Here is a 16,109-nt window from a genome sequence, read left to right as displayed (position 1 = left end):
CGCTTTGGATCAGGCCCATCGTGATCGCGGCGATCCAGATCGCCCACGCGGGCTGGCCGATCGTCGCGCATACGCCGCCGATCGTGAACAGCACGCCTGCCGGCACGCCGCTCGTTACCCAGAAGGCATCTTTCCAAGTCAGGCCACGATGCAGCGTGTGGCCCGTCGAATCATGTGAGATGGTTGCCTCAACATCACTGGTGCGATTCGCACGCAGTCCTGCCTGACTCATCCAATTCCTCCTCTCGATCAGAGTTAGCGCTTCAGCGCTTACTCTGGTCCGATGCAAAGCAGATGACTCCGCACAAGGGCGCTAGTGTAACAATTTACGCACCTTTTTGCAGAATCCGTAAAAGAAAACCGGGATATGCCTGCATGAATTCCTGATTACTTCGGATTCCTGCAAGACATTCCCGGCCTGTTTTTTTATGATTCTCGCGACGCTTCGCCGCGGTCGTTACTGCGCGCCTTCAGTCCACGAATTGACGCGATCCGCATGCGCTGCAATCCATGCATCGGCAGCGGCTTCCGGCTTCGAGCCGTTCTGGATCGCGAGCATCACGCTGTCGATCTCACCCGGCTTCCACTGGAATTTCTTCAGGAACGCGACGACCGGCTTCGCCTTCGTTTCGAGCTGCGGGTTCACGACGCTGTCGACGTGCTCCGCGCCGCCGAACACCTTCTTCGGATCGTCGAGGAAGCGCAGCTTCCACTTCGCGAACATCCAGTGCGGCGCCCAGCCGGTCACGATCACCGGCTTGCTCGCGCCGACGGAGCGCGACAGTTCGGCCGTCATCGCGCTGCCCGAGCTCGGCATCAGCGTGTAGTTCAGGCCGTAGCTCTTGATCGCTTCGTCGGTCTTGCGCATCACGCCCGCGCCCGCGTCGATGCCGACGATCCGGCCGCCGAAGCTGCCTTTCTCGGCGTTCAGATCGTCGATGCTCTTCGCCTTCACGTAGTCGGGCACGATCAGGCCGATCTTCGCGTCGGGAAAGTTCGCGCCAAGATCGACGACCTTCGACTTGTATTCGCCCCAGTAGGAGCCGTGCGTGACCGGCAGCCATGCGGAAAGCGTCGCGTCGAGGTCGCCGCGCGCCACGCCCTGCCACATGATCCCGGCAGCCACCGGCACGAGCTGGACCTGATAGCCGAGCTTCTTCTCGATCACGCGCGCCGCGACATTCGACGTCGCGACACTGTCGTCCCACCCTTCGACGTAACCGATCTTCAGCGTGGGCTTCGTATCGGCGAGCGCCGACGCGCTCAGTGCCACCATCGCCGACAGTGCGCCGGTCCACAACAGTTTTCCGAACAACTTCATGGTCGATCTCCTTGGAATGCGCACCGTGCGCGTTGTCTCTCTAGGTTCTTCAACCACAATTCCGCGGTATCGTTGTTTTCCGACGGATGCTTGTCCGAAGGCGACGCGATGCGTCGCACCCGGACCGGCGATGGCTCGTCTTGACTACTTGTCGATCACGAGGTCCGACAGCGGCTTGCTGCAGCACAGCAGCACCATTCCCTGATCGATCTCGCGCTGGCGGATCCCGCCGTTGTGCTTCATCTCGACCTGGCCCGACACGAGCTTCACCTTGCAGGTGCCGCACATGCCCTGCGTGCACGATGCCGGCAGCCGCACGCCCGACTGGCGCGCCGCATCGAGCACGTGCTGCGCCGAGCCGCACGAAATCTCGCGGTTGCTCTTCGCGAAGCTCACCGTGAATTGCTTCGTCGCGACATCGTCGCCGTCGGCGGCAGGCACGAGTTCGCCGAGCACGTCGTCGCTTGCGGTCTGCGCGAGCGTTTCGAACGAGAAGCTTTCCTCGTGATACTGCTTGCGATCGAAGCCGGCTTCGTCGAGCAGGTCGCGCACGGCTTTCATGTACGGCGCGGGGCCGCACGTGAAGATCTCGCGCTCCATGAAGTCCGGCGCGATCAGCTTCAGCAGCGGCAGCGTCAGGAAGCCCGTGACGCCCGGCCAGTTGGTGCGCGCACCGACGCGCTCGACGACGAACGACGTGCGGAAGTTCGTATGGTTCGAGGCGATCAGATCGAGTTCGCGCGCGAAGATGATGTCGTCCGGCGTGCGTGCGCTGTGCACGAACACGATGTCGCGATCCTCGGCGAGATCATGATGTGCGCGGCTCATCGACATCAGCGGCGTGACGCCCGAGCCGGCCGACAGGAACAGGTACTTGCGTGCCGGATGCCGCGCGCACGTGAATTCGCCGGCCGGGCCGAGCACGCGGATGGATGCGCCCGGCTGCAGGTTGTCGTGCAGCCAGTTCGACACCTTGCCGCCCGGCACGCGCTTGACCGTGATCGAGATCGTGTGCGGCCGCGCCGGCGACGACGAGATCGTGTAGCACCGGTTGATCGTCTCGCCGTCGATGTCGAGCTCGAGCGTGATGAACTGCCCGGGCTCGAACGAGAACGCGCGGCCCTGCGGCGAACGGAAGAAGAAGCTCTTCACGTCGTGGGTTTCCTGCCGCACGTGGCAGCACACCAGCGTTTCCTCGACGTCGCTCGTCCAGCGCTCGGGGAGCGCGCTCCAGAACGCCGGGTGCGTAACCCGGCTGTCCGCCGGCTCGAAATTGGCCGCATCTCGCATCATGTGTGACTCCGCTTGCTGTTCCGCTGACTACTACGCGCCGGTTTTTTCGGCGAGCCGGCCGATGTACCAGGCCGAGAATTTTTCGACGAGACCTTCCGTGTACGGCGAATACGGGCCCGGCTCGTACGCGCTGCTGGTTGCGCCGCGTTGCGAGAATTCGACGAGTGCGCGATCCTGGTCGTTGGTCGCGTTCCACACGGCCGTCAGGTTCTTCACGTCGTAGTCGATGCCTTCCTTCGCATCCTTGTGCACGAGCCACTTGGTGCGCACGAGCGTCTTGCCGGCCGACAGCGGAATCACCGAGAACGTCACGATGTGATCGCTCATGAAGTGGTGCCACGAGTTCGGCTGCGTCCAGAACGACAAGCCGCCGAGATCGGCCTGGTCGAACTTGCCGAGCAGCTTCTTCGATGCGACCTTCGCGTCGAGCGTCTGCGATTCGCCGCTGCGGTCCAGCGGCAGGCGCTGCGTGCGGAAGCCGGTCACGTCGAGCAACTTTTCGATTTCGGCGGACGGCAGGCCCATTTCGGCCCATTCCTTGCCACGGCGCACGCAGGTTTCAGCGAACGCGTCCATGCCTTCGGCGTTCGCGTCGGAGCGCTGGTAGCCGAAGCCGTATTCGTACAGCGAGATCGTCAGCTCCGGATGGTTCGCGACGCAGTGATAGCACTCGCGGTTGTTCTCCATCGTGAGCTTCCAGTTGCCTTCCTCGATGATGTCGATCTGCGCGGCGATCTTCGTGTTCGGCAGATCGTGCGGCAGCAGATACGGCTCCATCTGCGCGCGCAGCTGCGCGAAATCGGCCGGCGGCTCCTCGGCGAGGCAAACGAAGATCAGCCCCGCCAGATTCTGCACGTGCACCGACTTCAGGCTGTGCTTGCAGCGGTCGAACTTCTCGCCCATGTGCTCGGCGAACATCAGCTGGCCCGTCAGGTTGTAGGTCCAGCTGTGGTACGGGCACACGATGTTGCCGACCGAGCCCTTGTCCTCGTTGCACAGGCGCGCGCCGCGGTGGCGGCACACGTTGTGGAACGCGCGGATTTCCATGTCGTCGTCGCGCACGATCAGGATCGAGTCGCTGCCGAGCTCCACGGTCACGTAGTCGCCCGGCTCGGGAATGTCCGGTTCGACCGCGACCTGGATCCAGTGCTGGCGGAAAATCGCCTCCATGTCGAGGGCGAAGATTTCCTCGCTCGTGTAGAACGGCGCCTCGAGGCTGTAACCTTCCTTGCGTCGTTCGATCAGTGCGCGAATGTCTGCCGATACTTTCATCGTTTGCTCCGGATTCCTTGCGTTCCAGTGTGGTTGCCGACAGGCATCAAAATCAGTAGTCGATGAGCTGATGCTCGCGCAAATACGCGAGGATCACTTGTGCTTTTTCGACTGAACTCCCTTCATTTACGACGTTGCCGCCACGGCTTTCGGTCGTCGTCGCCGACAGCATCCGGGCATGCCCGGAGCGCTTCTCGGCCGCGACCAGCTTTACGGGTTTACGCTCGATCGGACCGACCTTCCATGCGGCGGCATCGGCATCCGGGCCGGTCGACGTCAGCGCCGGGCGGATCGTGCCGGCCCGCAGCCGCGCATACGCGTAGCGCGGCGCCACGTTGGCGAGCGGATGCACGGCGACGACGGCAGGCAACGCCGCGTCGACCCGCCGCCGCAACCCTTTCGGCAAGAATTGCCGGACCGCCGCGCGGCCGCCGTCGACCGACACGTCGACAGCCGAGCCGACGAGCGGATAGCCGAGATTGGCGGCGACGCGATACGGCAGCATTCCGGTGTCGTACGCGCCTTCGGCGCGGGTGCCGGTCAGCACCAGGTCGTAGCCTTCGACGCGCGCAGCGAGCGCGTGCGCGGCATCGTCGCCGTCATGGCAGGCCAGCACCTCGACCTGCCGCGCGCCGAGCGCAAGGTATTCAGCAAGCGCTTCATTGGCGGGATCGCCTGCATGGAGCACGTCGAGCTGCGCGCGATGCCGCTCCGCGAGCTGGCGGCCCACCTCGAGCGCGGCCGCATCGTTGCGGCTGTAGCGCGCGGTGCCGCTGACCGGGTGCCGGCCCACGGAGACGAGCACCGCGATGCGTTGCAACTGGCGGGGGGCGTTCATGCTGCGACTCCTTCGGATTCACGGGCGCCGACGGCGGTCGGCGATTGTCCGCGCGACGCGCGGGCGGCCTGCACCTGTTCGATCAGCGCGGCGATCGTCGCCTGCGCATCGCCGACCACCGTCAGGTTCGCGCGCTTCGCGATCGGCGCGCTGCCGTCGAGGTTGACCGCGATCACGTGACGGCAGTCCTTGATCCCCTGCAAGTGCTGCACCGCGCCCGAGATGCCGAACGCGATGTACACGCTGGCCTCGACCGTCTTGCCGGTCGCGCCGACCTGCTTGTCGCGCGTGAAGTGACCGTTGTCGACGGCGACACGGCTCGCGCCGATCGCCGCGCCGAACGCACCGGCAAGCCGCTCGAACGCGGCGATGTCGGACACGCCGTTGCCGGCCGACACGATGAAGTCGGCTTCCTCCAGCGCGACCTGTGCCGCGTCGATTTCCTCGAGACCGAGATCGCGATACGGCTGCGACGCGTCGCCGGCCGGGCGGATGAAGTCGGCGCCCAGACGCTCGCCGGCGCCGACGAACGGCAGCTTCGCTTCGACCGCGTTCTGCGCGAGCAGAATCACGTCGGGCAATCCGCGCGTCGCGAACGCACGGCCGGCCTGCGCATACGCGCCGACGTGCTTCGCGTCGATCTCGACCACGTGGGTCGCGACGCTTGCGCCGGCCGCCGCCGCGTAACGCCGGCCGAGGTCGCCGTCGCCGGTCGCGTTGTCGGGCACGAACACGTGCTTCGGCGCGAGCGCCGCGGCGCATGCCTGCAATGCTTGCAATTCGCTTTCGGGCGCAAAGGCGCGACGGTCGAAATCGGCCAGCTCGATCAGCTTGTCCACGCCGAGCGCCGCGGCGTCATCCTTCAGTTCGCCGAACGCCAGCAGCGCGACTTCCGTCTGCGCGTCGGCGAGCACCGCGGCCGCGGCGATCGCCTGCCGCGCATGGTCGTCGAGCGCGCCGCGTTCGGTGTGCGCCACCACCAGCATCACGTGCTTCGGGTCCTGCACCGCGCGGCGCGGCTTCGCGGCCACGGCGCCATGGCCGTGCGCGGACCATTGCGCGGCGCTCGCGTCGGCGCTGCCTTCCTCGCCGAGCGTGATGCGCTTCAGGCCGGCGGCCGTGATGATGAACGGCCGGCGCGGATCGATTCGTTTGATCGTGTTCATCGATTCACTCCAGCGAGGCGGCAACGAGTTCGGCCACGTCGAGCACGTCGGGGCGCGGGCCCACGACACCTTCGAGCATCGCCGTGCAGTTCGGGCATCCGACCGCAACCACCTCCGCGCCGATGGCGCGCGCGTCGGCGATGCGGATGTCGGGAATACGCTGCTTGCCCGGGATGTCGGTCAGCGGCGCACCGCCGCCACCGCCGCAGCAGCGGCCGCGCATGCCGTTGCGCTCCATCTCGACGACCTGGATGCCGATGCTCTTCAGCAGCTTGCGGGGCGACTCCGTCTCGCCGTTGTAGCGGCCGAGGTAGCACGGGTCGTGATACGTGGTGCGCTTCTCGCGCAGCGCCTCGACGGCCTTCGGCGCGATCTTGCCGCTGTCGGCCAGCTCCGCGAGATAGGTCGTGTGATGCTTGACCGTCACGCGCAGCCCGAGCGCGCGGTATTCGTTGCGCAAGCTGTGCATCACGTGCGGATCGGCCGTCACGATCTGCTTGTACGACAGCGAGCCGAGCGTGCCGATCAGGCGCTTCGCCATCTGCTGGAACGTCGCTTCGTCGCCGAGGCGGCGCGCGACGTCGCCGGTGTCGGTCTCGGTCCCGCCGAGCACCGCGTAGTCGACGCCCGCCTTGTTCAGCACTTTCACGAATGCGCGCAGCGTGCGCTGATAACGCATGTCGAACGCGCCTTCACCCGCGACGAACAGCACATCGACCGGCTTGCCGGGTTGCGCGACGGGTGCGTTCAGGTCGACCGACCAGTCGTAACGTGCGGCCGTGTCGTAGCCGCCCATCGTGCCGGTCTCGCGCAGGTTCGCGAGCACTTCCTGGCCCTTGCCCGGCACCGTGCCGTGCACCAGCGTGCGGTTGCGGCGCATGTCGACGATCGCGTCGACGTGCTCGATCAGCATCGGGCACTCCTGCACGCAGGCACGGCAGGTCGTGCACGACCAGAGCGTTTCTTCCTCGATCAGGCCGGACACGATCGGGCCGTTCGGCTCGCCGCGATGCTGGCCGACCGCGATACCGGGCGTCGGGCTGCCGGCGTATGCGGCATCGGTGCCGCCCGCCATCCCGACGACGAGATCCTGGATCAGTTTCTTCGGATTCAGCGGCTGGCCCGACGCGAACGCGGGGCACGCGGCTTCGCACTTGCCGCACTGCACGCACGCGTCGAAGCTCAGCAGCTGGTTCCAGCGGAACTCGACCGGCTTCGCGACGCCATACTCGTCGTGCTCGATGTCCGGCAGCTTCAGCGCGGTCGGCGGCGTGGCCGTGCCGTTGCCCGTGAACGATTCGCGGGTGGCCGCGAAACGTTCCTGGCGCGGGTGGAATGCGAGGTGCAGCAGGCCGGCGATCGCATGCTTCATCGGGCCGCCTTTCGCGGCGCCGATGGTCATCGTGAAAGCACCGGCGCCGATCAGCAGCGCGCAGAGCACCGCGAACGCGCCCGACATCGCGCCGGCCGGCACGACCATGAACAGCACGAGGCCGAGCGCGAACGAGCCGAGCAGCCACGGCAGCGCATTCCACGGGCCGCGCGACAGGCGGGCGGGCACGTCCTTCGCCGCGCGGCGACGCCAGACGAACACGACGCCGACGAGCATCGCGAGCGCCGCGAGGAAGATCAGCTTGTCGAGCCACGGCGAGTAGATCGCCAGCCCGTAGTTGACGAACACCAGCGCGAGCGCGGCGATCGCGCCGCCGGCGGTCGCGACGTGGGTCTTCGCGATGTACGGATCGCGGGCGACCACGTGGTGCAGGTCGACGAAGTAGCGCTTCGGGATCGCGAACAGGTTCGCGACGCCGAACGAGCCGGGCGCCGTCGCGCGCCCGAGACGCCAGTAGGACGAGCGCTTCGCGACCGCGAACGCGAGCCCCGCCACCGACAGCCACAGCAGTGCGGTAATGAGGAAAGCCGGATTCATCTTTAGAAATCCTTGACGAGACGCAGCGAGTCGTAGATCGCACCGTGGACGTTGTGCATCGAGATGCAGTCGCCGACACGGAACAGCAGGAAGCGGCCGTTGCCCAGCTCTTCCGACAGGCACGGCTGCGGCTCGGCCGCGAACAGCGTGTGCGGATCGATCTGGCCGCGGTTCACCGACTCCGGCTTGAGCTTCCAGTACAGTTCGTCATTCGGCGACGAACCGTTCTCGATCACCACCTGGTCGACCGCGCGTTCCTCCAGTTCCTCGGTGTACTCGTTGCGCAGCACGGCGATCTTCTTGCCGTCTTCTTCGTACACGCGATCGAGCATGGTGTTCGGCGTCTGGATCACGCCGAGCGCATACAGGCGCCGATAGAAGATCGGGAACGTCGTGCCGCCGCAATCGTCGGCCACCTTCACGTCGGGCGTCACCACCTCGACCTTCGAGCCGCGGCTCGCCATGAAGTCGGCCACGCCGGCGCCCGCGTGCGTGCTCACGCCGTCGAACAGCAGCACGTTCTGCTTCGGTTCGACCTTGCCGGTCAGGATGTCCCACGAGCTGACCGCGAGCCCTTCGGCGACGCCCCACGCCGGCACCTGCCACGTGAAGCTCGAACCGCCCGTGGCGAGCACGACGATGTCCGGCTTCTCGGCCATGATCATCTTCTCGTCGGCGGCGACGCCCAGGCGCCGGTCGACGCCCAGGCGCTTCGTTTCCATGTCGAACCAGCGGATGATCCCCGACATCTGCTCGCGCTGCGGCGCTTTCGCGGCGATCATGACCTGGCCGCCCACTTCGGGGTTCTTCTCGAACAGCACCACGTCGTGGCCGCGCAGCTTCGCGACGCGTGCGGCCTCGAGCCCCGCGGGGCCCGCGCCGACCACCACCACCTTGCGCTTCGGGCCGCGCGACTTCTCGATGATGTGCGGCATCGTCGCTTCGCGCGACGTCGCGGCGTTCTGGATGCACAGCACGTCGAGGCCGTTGTACTGGCGGTCGATGCAGTAGTTCGCGCCGACGCACTGCTTGATTTCGTCTTCGCGGCCATCGCGGATCTTGATCACCATGTGCGGATCGGCGATCTGCGCGCGCGTCATGCCGACCAGGTCGATCATGCCGTTCGCGAGCAGGCGCTCGGCCTGGCCCGCATCGCGGATGCTCTGCGCGTGCATCACCGGGATCTTCACGACCGACTTGATGCCGGCCGCGAGGTGCACGAACGGCTCCGGCGGCAGCGCCATCGGCGGCATGCAGTTGGCGATCGTGTTGTGCGTGTCGCCGCCCGAGCCGACCACGCTCAGGTAGTCGATCAGGCCCGTCTCCGACATCGCCTGCGCGATCTCCTTCAGCGCCTCGTGATCGAGGCCGTCCTCGTGGAATTCGTCGCCGCACATCCGCAGGCCGACGCAGAAGTCCTTGCCGACCGCTTCGCGCACGGCCGTCAGCACCTCGATGCCGAAGCGCAGACGGTTCTCGAGGCTGCCGCCCCATTCGTCGGTGCGATGGTTCGAACGCTTGCTCCAGAACTGGTCGATCAGGTGCTGGTGCGCGGCCGAGATTTCGATGCCGTCCATGCCGGCCGCCTTCACGCGCTTCGCGGCCGCCGCGAAGTCGCCGATGATGCGGCGGATTTCCTCGATCTCGATGATCTTCGCGTTACCGCGGTGCACCGGCTCGCGCACGCCCGACGGCGACATCAGATGCGGCCAGTGCTCGCCGTGGAACGACGAGCGGCGGCCCATGTGCGTCGCCTGGATCATGATCTTCGCGCCGTGCTTGTGCATCGTGTCGGCCAGGCGCGTGAGCGGGTCGATGATCTTGTCGTTCGACAGGTTCACCGACTTCCACCAGCCCTGCGGGCTGTCGATCGACACCGGGCTCGAGCCGCCGCAGATCGCGAGGCCGACGCCACCCTTCGCCTTCTCTTCGTAATAGCGGATGTAGCGGTCGCCCGGCAGGCCGCCCGGCTCGGCATACACCTCCGCGTGCGCGGTGCTGACGATCCGGTTGCGCAGCGTCAGCTGGTTCAGCTGCATGGGTTTGAACAGGTGGGGATAACGCATCGCAGGCGACCTCTGGCGTTCGAATGTCTCGTGTTGCGGGTGTTGTCGTATTGCTGTGTGTTGACGTCAGTGCATCAGTGCGCGATCGGCGACACTTCGAAGACGCAGTGGTCGTGATGCTCGGCCGCACACTGCACTTCCTTCGAATGCGCGCGCGGCGCGCCCTTGCCTTCCGGCGTCGTGTCGTTGACCCAGTCCATCGCGCCGGCGAACCAGCCCGCGAACATGTAGCAGAGCTTGCCTTCCTTGCCCGGCTGCTGGAGCACGAACGACGAGTGGCGCAGCTCGATCTTCGCGCGCGCGCTGGCCGGATCGGCTTCGATGATGGAGAACAGGCCCCAGCCGCGTTGCGACAGACGCTTCAGGTAGTGCTCGAACACGGCCATGCCGGTCAGCCCGTGCAGCTTCGCTTCCTTGTCGCACCAGTGGTAAGCGGACTTGTAGCCGGCCTTGTAGAGGATCTCGGCGTATGCCTCGACGCCGAGCGCTTCCTCGACGGCGACGTGGTTGTTCGTGAAGAAGTGGCGCGGCACGTACAGCATCGGCAGCGCGTCGGTAGTCCAGACGCCGGTATCGGGATCGACGTTGATCGGCAGTTGCGGTTGCATCGTGGTGACTCCGTGAGGAAAATTGGCCGCGCGGTTCGGGCGCAGGCGCGACATCGTCCGCGTGCCCGCGCGGCAAGCGCGGGCACGTCCCGATCGTTGTTGTATTGAATCGCGGGTCGCGGCTCGGGCTCGGCGGCGCTTACGCGCCCCACACGTCCTTGAACACGCGCACCCAGTTCTCGCCCATGATCTTGCGGATGCGGGACTCCTTCCAGCCGTGGCGTTCCATCGCCGCGGTCAGGTTCGGGAATTCGCCGATCGTGCGGATGCCGTCCGGGTTGATCACCTTGCCGAAGTTCGTCAGCTGGCGATAGCGGCCCTTGTCGTGCGTCAGCATGTCGAAGAATTCCTTCGCGAAATCCTGCGTGAAGTCCGTGCCGATGCCGACTGCGTCTTCGCCGATCAGGTTCACGACGTAGTCGATCGCCTCGATGTAGTCGTCGATGTTCGCCTCGATGCCGCGCTTCAGGAACGGCGCGAACATCGTCACGCCGACGAAGCCGCCGGCGTCGGCGATTTCCTTCAGCTGTGCATCGCTCTTGTTGCGCGGATGTTCCTTCAGGCCCGACGGCAGGCAGTGCGAGTAGCACACCGGCTTCTTCGAGAATGCAATCGCCTCCGACGACGTATTGCCGCCCACGTGCGACAGGTCGACCATGATGCCGACGCGGTTCATCTCTGTGATCACTTCGCGGCCGAAGTCCGACAGGCCGCCGTCACGCTCGTAGCAGCCCGTGCCGACCAGGTTCTGCGTGTTGTAGCAAAGCTGCACGACGCGCACGCCCATGTCGGCGAACGCCTCGATGTAGCCGAGGTTGTCCTCGAACGCGTGCGCATTCTGGAAGCCGAGGATGATCCCCGTCTTGCCTTCCTTCTTCGCGCGGAAGATGTCGTCCGTCGTGCGCACCAGCGTCAGCAGCTCGCTGTTGTCGCGGATCTTCTTCTTCATCACGCCGATGTTGTCGACGGTCTTGGTGAAGTTCTCCCACACCGACACCGTGCAGTTCGCGGCCGTGATGCCGCCACGGCGCATGTCCTCGAACACCGGCTTCTCGAACTTCGAGATGTTCAGTCCGTCGATGATGATGCTGTCCTGATGCAGCGTGCTCATATCTGCCTCTCGCTCCAGTCTCTGCTTTTGTGGGGTCGTCGATCAGTAAATCGGGAAGCGCTCGCAGAGCGCGAAAATCTCGCGGCGCACGCGCTGTTCGGTCGCGTGGTCGCCTTCCGGGTTCGCGCGCAGCGCGTCGAACACTTCGAGAATCAGGCGGCCGATCTCGCGGAACTCGGGGACGCCGAAGCCGCGCGTCGTCCCGGCCGGCGTGCCGAGGCGGATGCCCGACGTGACGGTCGGCTTCTCGGTGTCGAACGGAATGCCGTTCTTGTTGCAGGTGATGCCCGCGCGCTCCAGCGCCTGCTCGACCGGCGCGCCCTTCAGGCCCTTCGGGCGCAGGTCGACCAGCAGCAGATGGTTGTCGGTGCCGCCGGTGACGAGATCCACGCCGCCCGCCTTCAGCACATCGCCGAGCGCCTGCGCGTTCGCGAGCACATTGTCGATGTAGGTCTTGAAGTCCGCGTGCAGCACTTCGCCGAACGCGACGGCCTTGCCGGCGATCACGTGCATCAGCGGGCCGCCTTGCAGGCCGGGGAACACGGCCGAGTTGATCTTCTTCGCGATCTCTTCGTCGTTGGTCAGCACGAAGCCGCCGCGCGGGCCGCGCAGCGTCTTGTGCGTGGTCGACGTGACGACGTGCGCGTGCTCGACCGGGTTCGCATGGCGGCCGGCGGCGATCACGCCCGCGATGTGCGCCATGTCAACCATCAGCTTCGCGCCGACGCTGTCGGCGATCGCGCGGAAGCGCGCGAAGTCCAGCGCGCGCGGGTACGCCGAGAAGCCTGCGATGATCAGGCTCGGCTTGTGCTCGTGCGCGAGCGCTTCGACCTGGTCGTAATCGATCCGCATCGTGTCGCGGTTCACGCCGTATTGCACGGCGTTGAACCACTTGCCCGACAGCGCCGGCTTCGCGCCGTGCGTCAGATGGCCGCCGGCGTCCAGCGACATCCCGAGCACGGTGTCGCCCGGCTTCGCCAGCGCGAGCATCACCGACCCGTTCGCCTGCGCGCCCGAGTGCGGCTGCACGTTCGCGTAGCCGGCGTTGAAGATCTGCTTCACGCGCTCGATCGCCAGCGCTTCCACTTCATCCGCGAACTCGCAGCCGCCGTAGTAGCGCTTGCCCGGATAGCCTTCCGCATACTTGTTGGTGAGCACCGAGCCCTGTGCCTCCAGCACCGCGCGCGACACGATGTTTTCCGACGCGATCAGCTCGACTTGCGACTGCTGGCGCTCGAGCTCCTTCAGGATGGCGCTGCGCACCGGCGCGTCGCGCTCGGCAAGGGGCTGCGAGAAGAAAGGCTGGGTGTTCGACATAGTGCGTCCGTGACGAAGAATAGAGGGCGTGAAACCGAAGCGCGAGGCCCGCCGTACCTGGGTTTCCACCGCATCCAGTGCAAGGCTGCCGACGGCTCTATTCTTGTCGTTCGGATTTTCGGCGGATTGATGAATTTAGACGCGTTCTTTGCCTTTTCCGCCATGCGCGTCCGTTTTGTACAAGTGATCGATCGTGCTTTTTCGGATGGCCATGCAAACCGGCGTGCGCCGTTCATCGATGGACTGGCACTTCACCGGTGCTTGCGCTGCGCACCCGAAGTGCGCGAATCCCGCTTACGGTGCAGCGCAACATCCCGCCCACGCCCATACAACGTATGGAGCTAGGGTTTAGCCGTATGGCACGCTTGTTGCGCTCGCTCACACAATACGGCAGCCCGATCCGTGCCTCTCGGGCGAAAAGCTATTAGAGATTCAAGGAACGCTCCCCATGTCGCCCGACCGCACAGCGTCGCTGTCCCACTTCGCGTTCATGCCCTTACCGAACTTCACGATGATCGCGTTCACCAATGCGATCGAGGTGCTTCGGATGGCGAACTACCTGAGCGGGCAGCCGCTCTATCGCTGGTCGATCATCAGCCCGGACGGCGGCCCGGTCACGGCGAGCAACGGCCTCACGGTCGACACGGGGCCGGCCGAATGCGTGGGGCAGCCGGATATCGTGTTCGTGTGCGGCGGTGTCGACGTGCAACGCGCAACCACGCCCGCCCATCTGTCGACGCTGCGCCGCTTCGCGCGCATGGGCCTACCGCTCGGCAGCCTGTGCACGGGCACCTATGCGCTCGCGAAGTCGGGGCTGCTCGCCGGCTACGCATGCGCGATCCACTGGGAAAACATGTCGGCGCTGAAGGAAGAGTTTCCCGACACGCGCTTCCTGAAGGAACTGTTCGTGATCGACCGCGACCGCATCACGTGCACGGGCGGCGTTGCGCCGCTCGACATGATGCTGAACCTGATCGCCGCGCGCGTGGGCACCGCGCGCGTCACGCAGATCGCCGAGCAGTTCATCGTCGAACACGTGCGCGACACGAGCGCGCAACAGCGGATGCCGCTCGTCGCGCGGCTCGGCTCGGCGAACAAGTCGCTGTTCGAAGTGATCTCGCTGATGGAGAACAACATCGAGGAGCCGTTGTCGCGCGAGGAGCTCGCACGACTGGCGAACATGTCGCAGCGCCAGTTGCAGCGCCTGTTCCGCGAGCATCTCGGGATGACGCCCACCCACTATTACCTGACGCTGCGGTTGCGCCGCGCGCGCGAGTTGCTGCTGCAGACCGACATGTCGATCATGCACATCACGATGGCGTGCGGCTTCCAGTCAGCCTGCCACTTCAGCAAGAGCTATCGCGATGCGTTCGGCGTCGCCCCGACGCGCGAGCGCCGCAAGCAGGTCGCACCGCTCGCGCAGGGCGCGGCGGCGAGTGCGCCGGCGTTTCCGGCGCATTTGATTCATGCGTGACGCGGGGGTGGCGCGATAAAAAAGGCGGCCTCGAAGGCCGCCTTTTCGTTGGTGCTTACGATCCCCACACCTGCATCTCGTCGAGCGAGTAACCCCACTGCGTCGCCCGCTTCGTGCCCAGCATCCGCACGTAGCGGCCCTGCGCGTTCAGGTTCGGCAGCGTGACGTGACCGTACGACACGCCGTTGTTCGTCGAATAGACCGTCGTCCAGTTCGCGTTGTCGTTGGACGTCTGGATCTGATAGACGAGCGCGCCGGCGTCCCAGTAGAGATCGACGCTGCTGATCTTCTTCACCGCGCCGAGATCGACCGAAATCCATTGCGGATCGACGCCCGCACCTTCCGGCGAATCCCAGCGCGTGCTCGTCGTGTTGCCGTCGAACGCCTTGTCCGCCGTCAACGACGCGTTGTAGCTCGCCGACGCGGTAGCCGGGCGCCCCTGCGACAGCAGCGTCGGCTGCGCGGCGGCCGGGCCGCCGTAGTAGCTCGAGCCGAGCTTCGCCTTGGTGGTGTCGGCGTTCACGCCGAATTGCGACAGGCTCCAGCGCTGGCCGGTCGTCACGTCGCCCACGTAGAGCTGGTAGCCGCCCGCCGTCGTCGACGAGAAGAACACGTAGTTCGTGCCGCTCACCGGCGCCGGGTCCGAGTTGTTGCTCATGCAGTCGCTGATCGGCAGCGCGTTCGGCGTCGATGCCGGGTCTGCGGTCTTCGCATAGATCTGGTCGGCACCGCCCGTGTCCTTCCAGCGCGCGTAGAACACCATGCCGTCGCCGCGCACGATCGGGTAGTACGTCTGCAGCCCCGCCGGATGGTCGAACACCGCCGTCGCACCGGTCGCAATCGTGCGCTTCATCAGGCCCATGTTCGAGCCGCTGCCCGTCGCGTAATAGACGGCACTCGCGTCCGGCGCGAGGAACGGCATCGAGTATTCGGCGCCGGACGGTGCGTTGGTCAGGCTCACGACCGACGTGAACACCGGGCCCGCGCTCGTGTACGACAGCGTGCCCTGCTTCACGTCGCCGTTCTGCTTGAATACGAGCGTCTTGCCGTCGGCGCTGAATTTCGGATCCTCGTTGCGCGTCGCACCCGTGCTGTTCGTCAGGTTGACCGGCGGCGTGCCGGCGCCGAGCTGCAGCATGAACACGTTCCACGCGCCATTGCTGATGCCCATGAACGCAAGCCACTTGCCGTCGGGGCTGAACACGCCGTTCATCGGATCGGTGATGCCCCAGCTGCTTTTGCTCAACTGCGTGAGCGTGCGGGCCGAAAAGTCATACAGGAACAGCTGGCTCGTGCCGTCGCCGTACTTGACGTAGCTGTGATAGACGAGCTTGCCGGTCAGTGCGGCTGGAAACGACGCGTTGGATTGAGTCGGCGGATTGTTGATGCAGGCTGCTTCGGCGCCGCCGCCGTGCAGCAGGTTGAACGCGAGGCCGACCACGAGGCCCGCGACGAGGAACTTCGATTTCACGCTGGTTGATTCCGGGTAAGGTAAGGACGCAGCAGATCCGGTCCCGCACACGGTGCGCGAGCGTCACGGATCCGCCGTGGGGGAGCGTGAACACCGTATCGATCACGCGGCGGGAACAAAGCTTGCGAAGAATGCCGGTTTGCTGGTCTGACGAAAAGGCTCAGAGTCGCTCGAAAACGTGCGTATCAGCGCGTTGCGAACGAATCGATTGGGGGCGGGATTGAACGCGGCGGACGCCGTGC

Annotated in this window: 12 protein-coding genes and 1 pseudogene; 1 reads left to right on the top strand and 12 read right to left on the bottom strand. The window is 65.7% G+C overall.

Translation table 11 applies throughout. The features are described from left to right. The 11 genes and pseudogenes from HW466_RS26125 to HW466_RS26075 all read right to left on the bottom strand — a co-directional run. Window positions 1–232: pseudogene (locus HW466_RS26125) on the bottom strand (amino acid permease); the annotation flags it as partial. 225 nt (window positions 233–457) lie between these two features. Then, complete coding sequence (locus HW466_RS26120) at window positions 458–1,321, bottom strand: glycine betaine ABC transporter substrate-binding protein (protein ID WP_059504199.1); 864 nt, start codon at window positions 1,319–1,321, stop codon at window positions 458–460. A gap of 144 nt (window positions 1,322–1,465) precedes the next feature. Further along, window positions 1,466–2,614, bottom strand: a complete 1,149-nt coding sequence (locus HW466_RS26115) for an FAD-binding oxidoreductase (RefSeq protein ID WP_151006088.1) — start codon at window positions 2,612–2,614, stop codon at window positions 1,466–1,468. Between the two features lie 30 nt (window positions 2,615–2,644). Next, window positions 2,645–3,886, bottom strand: coding sequence for an aromatic ring-hydroxylating oxygenase subunit alpha (locus tag HW466_RS26110; protein WP_060347946.1), 1,242 nt, complete (start codon window positions 3,884–3,886; stop codon window positions 2,645–2,647). A 52-nt stretch (window positions 3,887–3,938) separates the two neighbouring features. Then, complete coding sequence (locus HW466_RS26105) at window positions 3,939–4,724, bottom strand: electron transfer flavoprotein subunit beta/FixA family protein (protein ID WP_059544335.1); 786 nt, start codon at window positions 4,722–4,724, stop codon at window positions 3,939–3,941. Further along, window positions 4,721–5,890 (bottom strand): electron transfer flavoprotein subunit alpha/FixB family protein, encoded by a 1,170-nt coding sequence (locus HW466_RS26100; RefSeq protein WP_059504207.1) that lies wholly within the window; start codon window positions 5,888–5,890, stop codon window positions 4,721–4,723. The genes HW466_RS26105 and HW466_RS26100 overlap by 4 nt, the downstream gene beginning before the upstream one ends. Before the next feature lie 4 nt (window positions 5,891–5,894). Continuing rightward, on the bottom strand, window positions 5,895–7,820 hold the full coding sequence (locus HW466_RS26095; RefSeq protein WP_059544339.1) for a (Fe-S)-binding protein: 1,926 nt from the start codon (window positions 7,818–7,820) through the stop codon (window positions 5,895–5,897). Window positions 7,821–7,822: 2 nt separating this feature from the next. Further along, window positions 7,823–9,886 (bottom strand): NADH:flavin oxidoreductase, encoded by a 2,064-nt coding sequence (locus HW466_RS26090; protein WP_059544341.1) that lies wholly within the window; start codon window positions 9,884–9,886, stop codon window positions 7,823–7,825. 74 nt (window positions 9,887–9,960) lie between these two features. Continuing rightward, a complete protein-coding gene (locus HW466_RS26085; protein ID WP_059451758.1) occupies window positions 9,961–10,494 on the bottom strand; it encodes a DUF5943 domain-containing protein in 534 nt (177 codons plus the stop codon). A 139-nt stretch (window positions 10,495–10,633) separates the two neighbouring features. After that, window positions 10,634–11,605: a dipeptidase gene (locus HW466_RS26080; protein ID WP_059451759.1), complete on the bottom strand. Its 972-nt coding sequence runs from the start codon at window positions 11,603–11,605 to the stop codon at window positions 10,634–10,636. Window positions 11,606–11,647: 42 nt separating this feature from the next. After that, window positions 11,648–12,922, bottom strand: coding sequence for a serine hydroxymethyltransferase (locus HW466_RS26075; protein WP_059504212.1), 1,275 nt, complete (start codon window positions 12,920–12,922; stop codon window positions 11,648–11,650). Window positions 12,923–13,370: 448 nt separating this feature from the next. On the opposite strand from HW466_RS26075, the gene HW466_RS26070 reads away from it, so the two are divergent. After that, a complete protein-coding gene (locus HW466_RS26070; protein ID WP_059451761.1) occupies window positions 13,371–14,396 on the top strand; it encodes a GlxA family transcriptional regulator in 1,026 nt (341 codons plus the stop codon). Window positions 14,397–14,451: 55 nt separating this feature from the next. Here HW466_RS26070 and HW466_RS26065 read toward each other — a convergent pair whose 3' ends face one another. Beyond that, window positions 14,452–15,867: a discoidin domain-containing protein gene (locus HW466_RS26065; RefSeq protein WP_151004845.1), complete on the bottom strand. Its 1,416-nt coding sequence runs from the start codon at window positions 15,865–15,867 to the stop codon at window positions 14,452–14,454. Window positions 15,868–16,109: the final 242 nt, after the last annotated feature.

It is taken from the genome of Burkholderia territorii, assembly GCF_902833055.1.
In the GTDB taxonomy this organism is placed as follows: domain Bacteria; phylum Pseudomonadota; class Gammaproteobacteria; order Burkholderiales; family Burkholderiaceae; genus Burkholderia; species Burkholderia territorii.
This window is presented reverse-complemented; position numbering and strand designations above follow the sequence as displayed.

What these genes read in the sequence shown, in the direction of transcription:
- HW466_RS26120 (WP_059504199.1), bottom strand. Translation starts at nt 1,321, where the DNA reads ATGAAGTTGTTCGGAAAACTGTTGTGGACCGGCGCACTGTCGGCGATG.
- HW466_RS26115 (WP_151006088.1), bottom strand. Translation starts at nt 2,614, where the DNA reads ATGATGCGAGATGCGGCCAATTTCGAGCCGGCGGACAGCCGGGTTACG.
- HW466_RS26110 (WP_060347946.1), bottom strand. Translation starts at nt 3,886, where the DNA reads ATGAAAGTATCGGCAGACATTCGCGCACTGATCGAACGACGCAAGGAA.
- HW466_RS26105 (WP_059544335.1), bottom strand. Translation starts at nt 4,724, where the DNA reads ATGAACGCCCCCCGCCAGTTGCAACGCATCGCGGTGCTCGTCTCCGTG.
- HW466_RS26100 (WP_059504207.1), bottom strand. Translation starts at nt 5,890, where the DNA reads ATGAACACGATCAAACGAATCGATCCGCGCCGGCCGTTCATCATCACG.
- HW466_RS26095 (WP_059544339.1), bottom strand. Translation starts at nt 7,820, where the DNA reads ATGAATCCGGCTTTCCTCATTACCGCACTGCTGTGGCTGTCGGTGGCG.
- HW466_RS26090 (WP_059544341.1), bottom strand. Translation starts at nt 9,886, where the DNA reads ATGCGTTATCCCCACCTGTTCAAACCCATGCAGCTGAACCAGCTGACG.
- HW466_RS26085 (WP_059451758.1), bottom strand. Translation starts at nt 10,494, where the DNA reads ATGCAACCGCAACTGCCGATCAACGTCGATCCCGATACCGGCGTCTGG.
- HW466_RS26080 (WP_059451759.1), bottom strand. Translation starts at nt 11,605, where the DNA reads ATGAGCACGCTGCATCAGGACAGCATCATCATCGACGGACTGAACATC.
- HW466_RS26075 (WP_059504212.1), bottom strand. Translation starts at nt 12,922, where the DNA reads ATGTCGAACACCCAGCCTTTCTTCTCGCAGCCCCTTGCCGAGCGCGAC.
- HW466_RS26070 (WP_059451761.1), top strand. Translation starts at nt 13,371, where the DNA reads ATGTCGCCCGACCGCACAGCGTCGCTGTCCCACTTCGCGTTCATGCCC.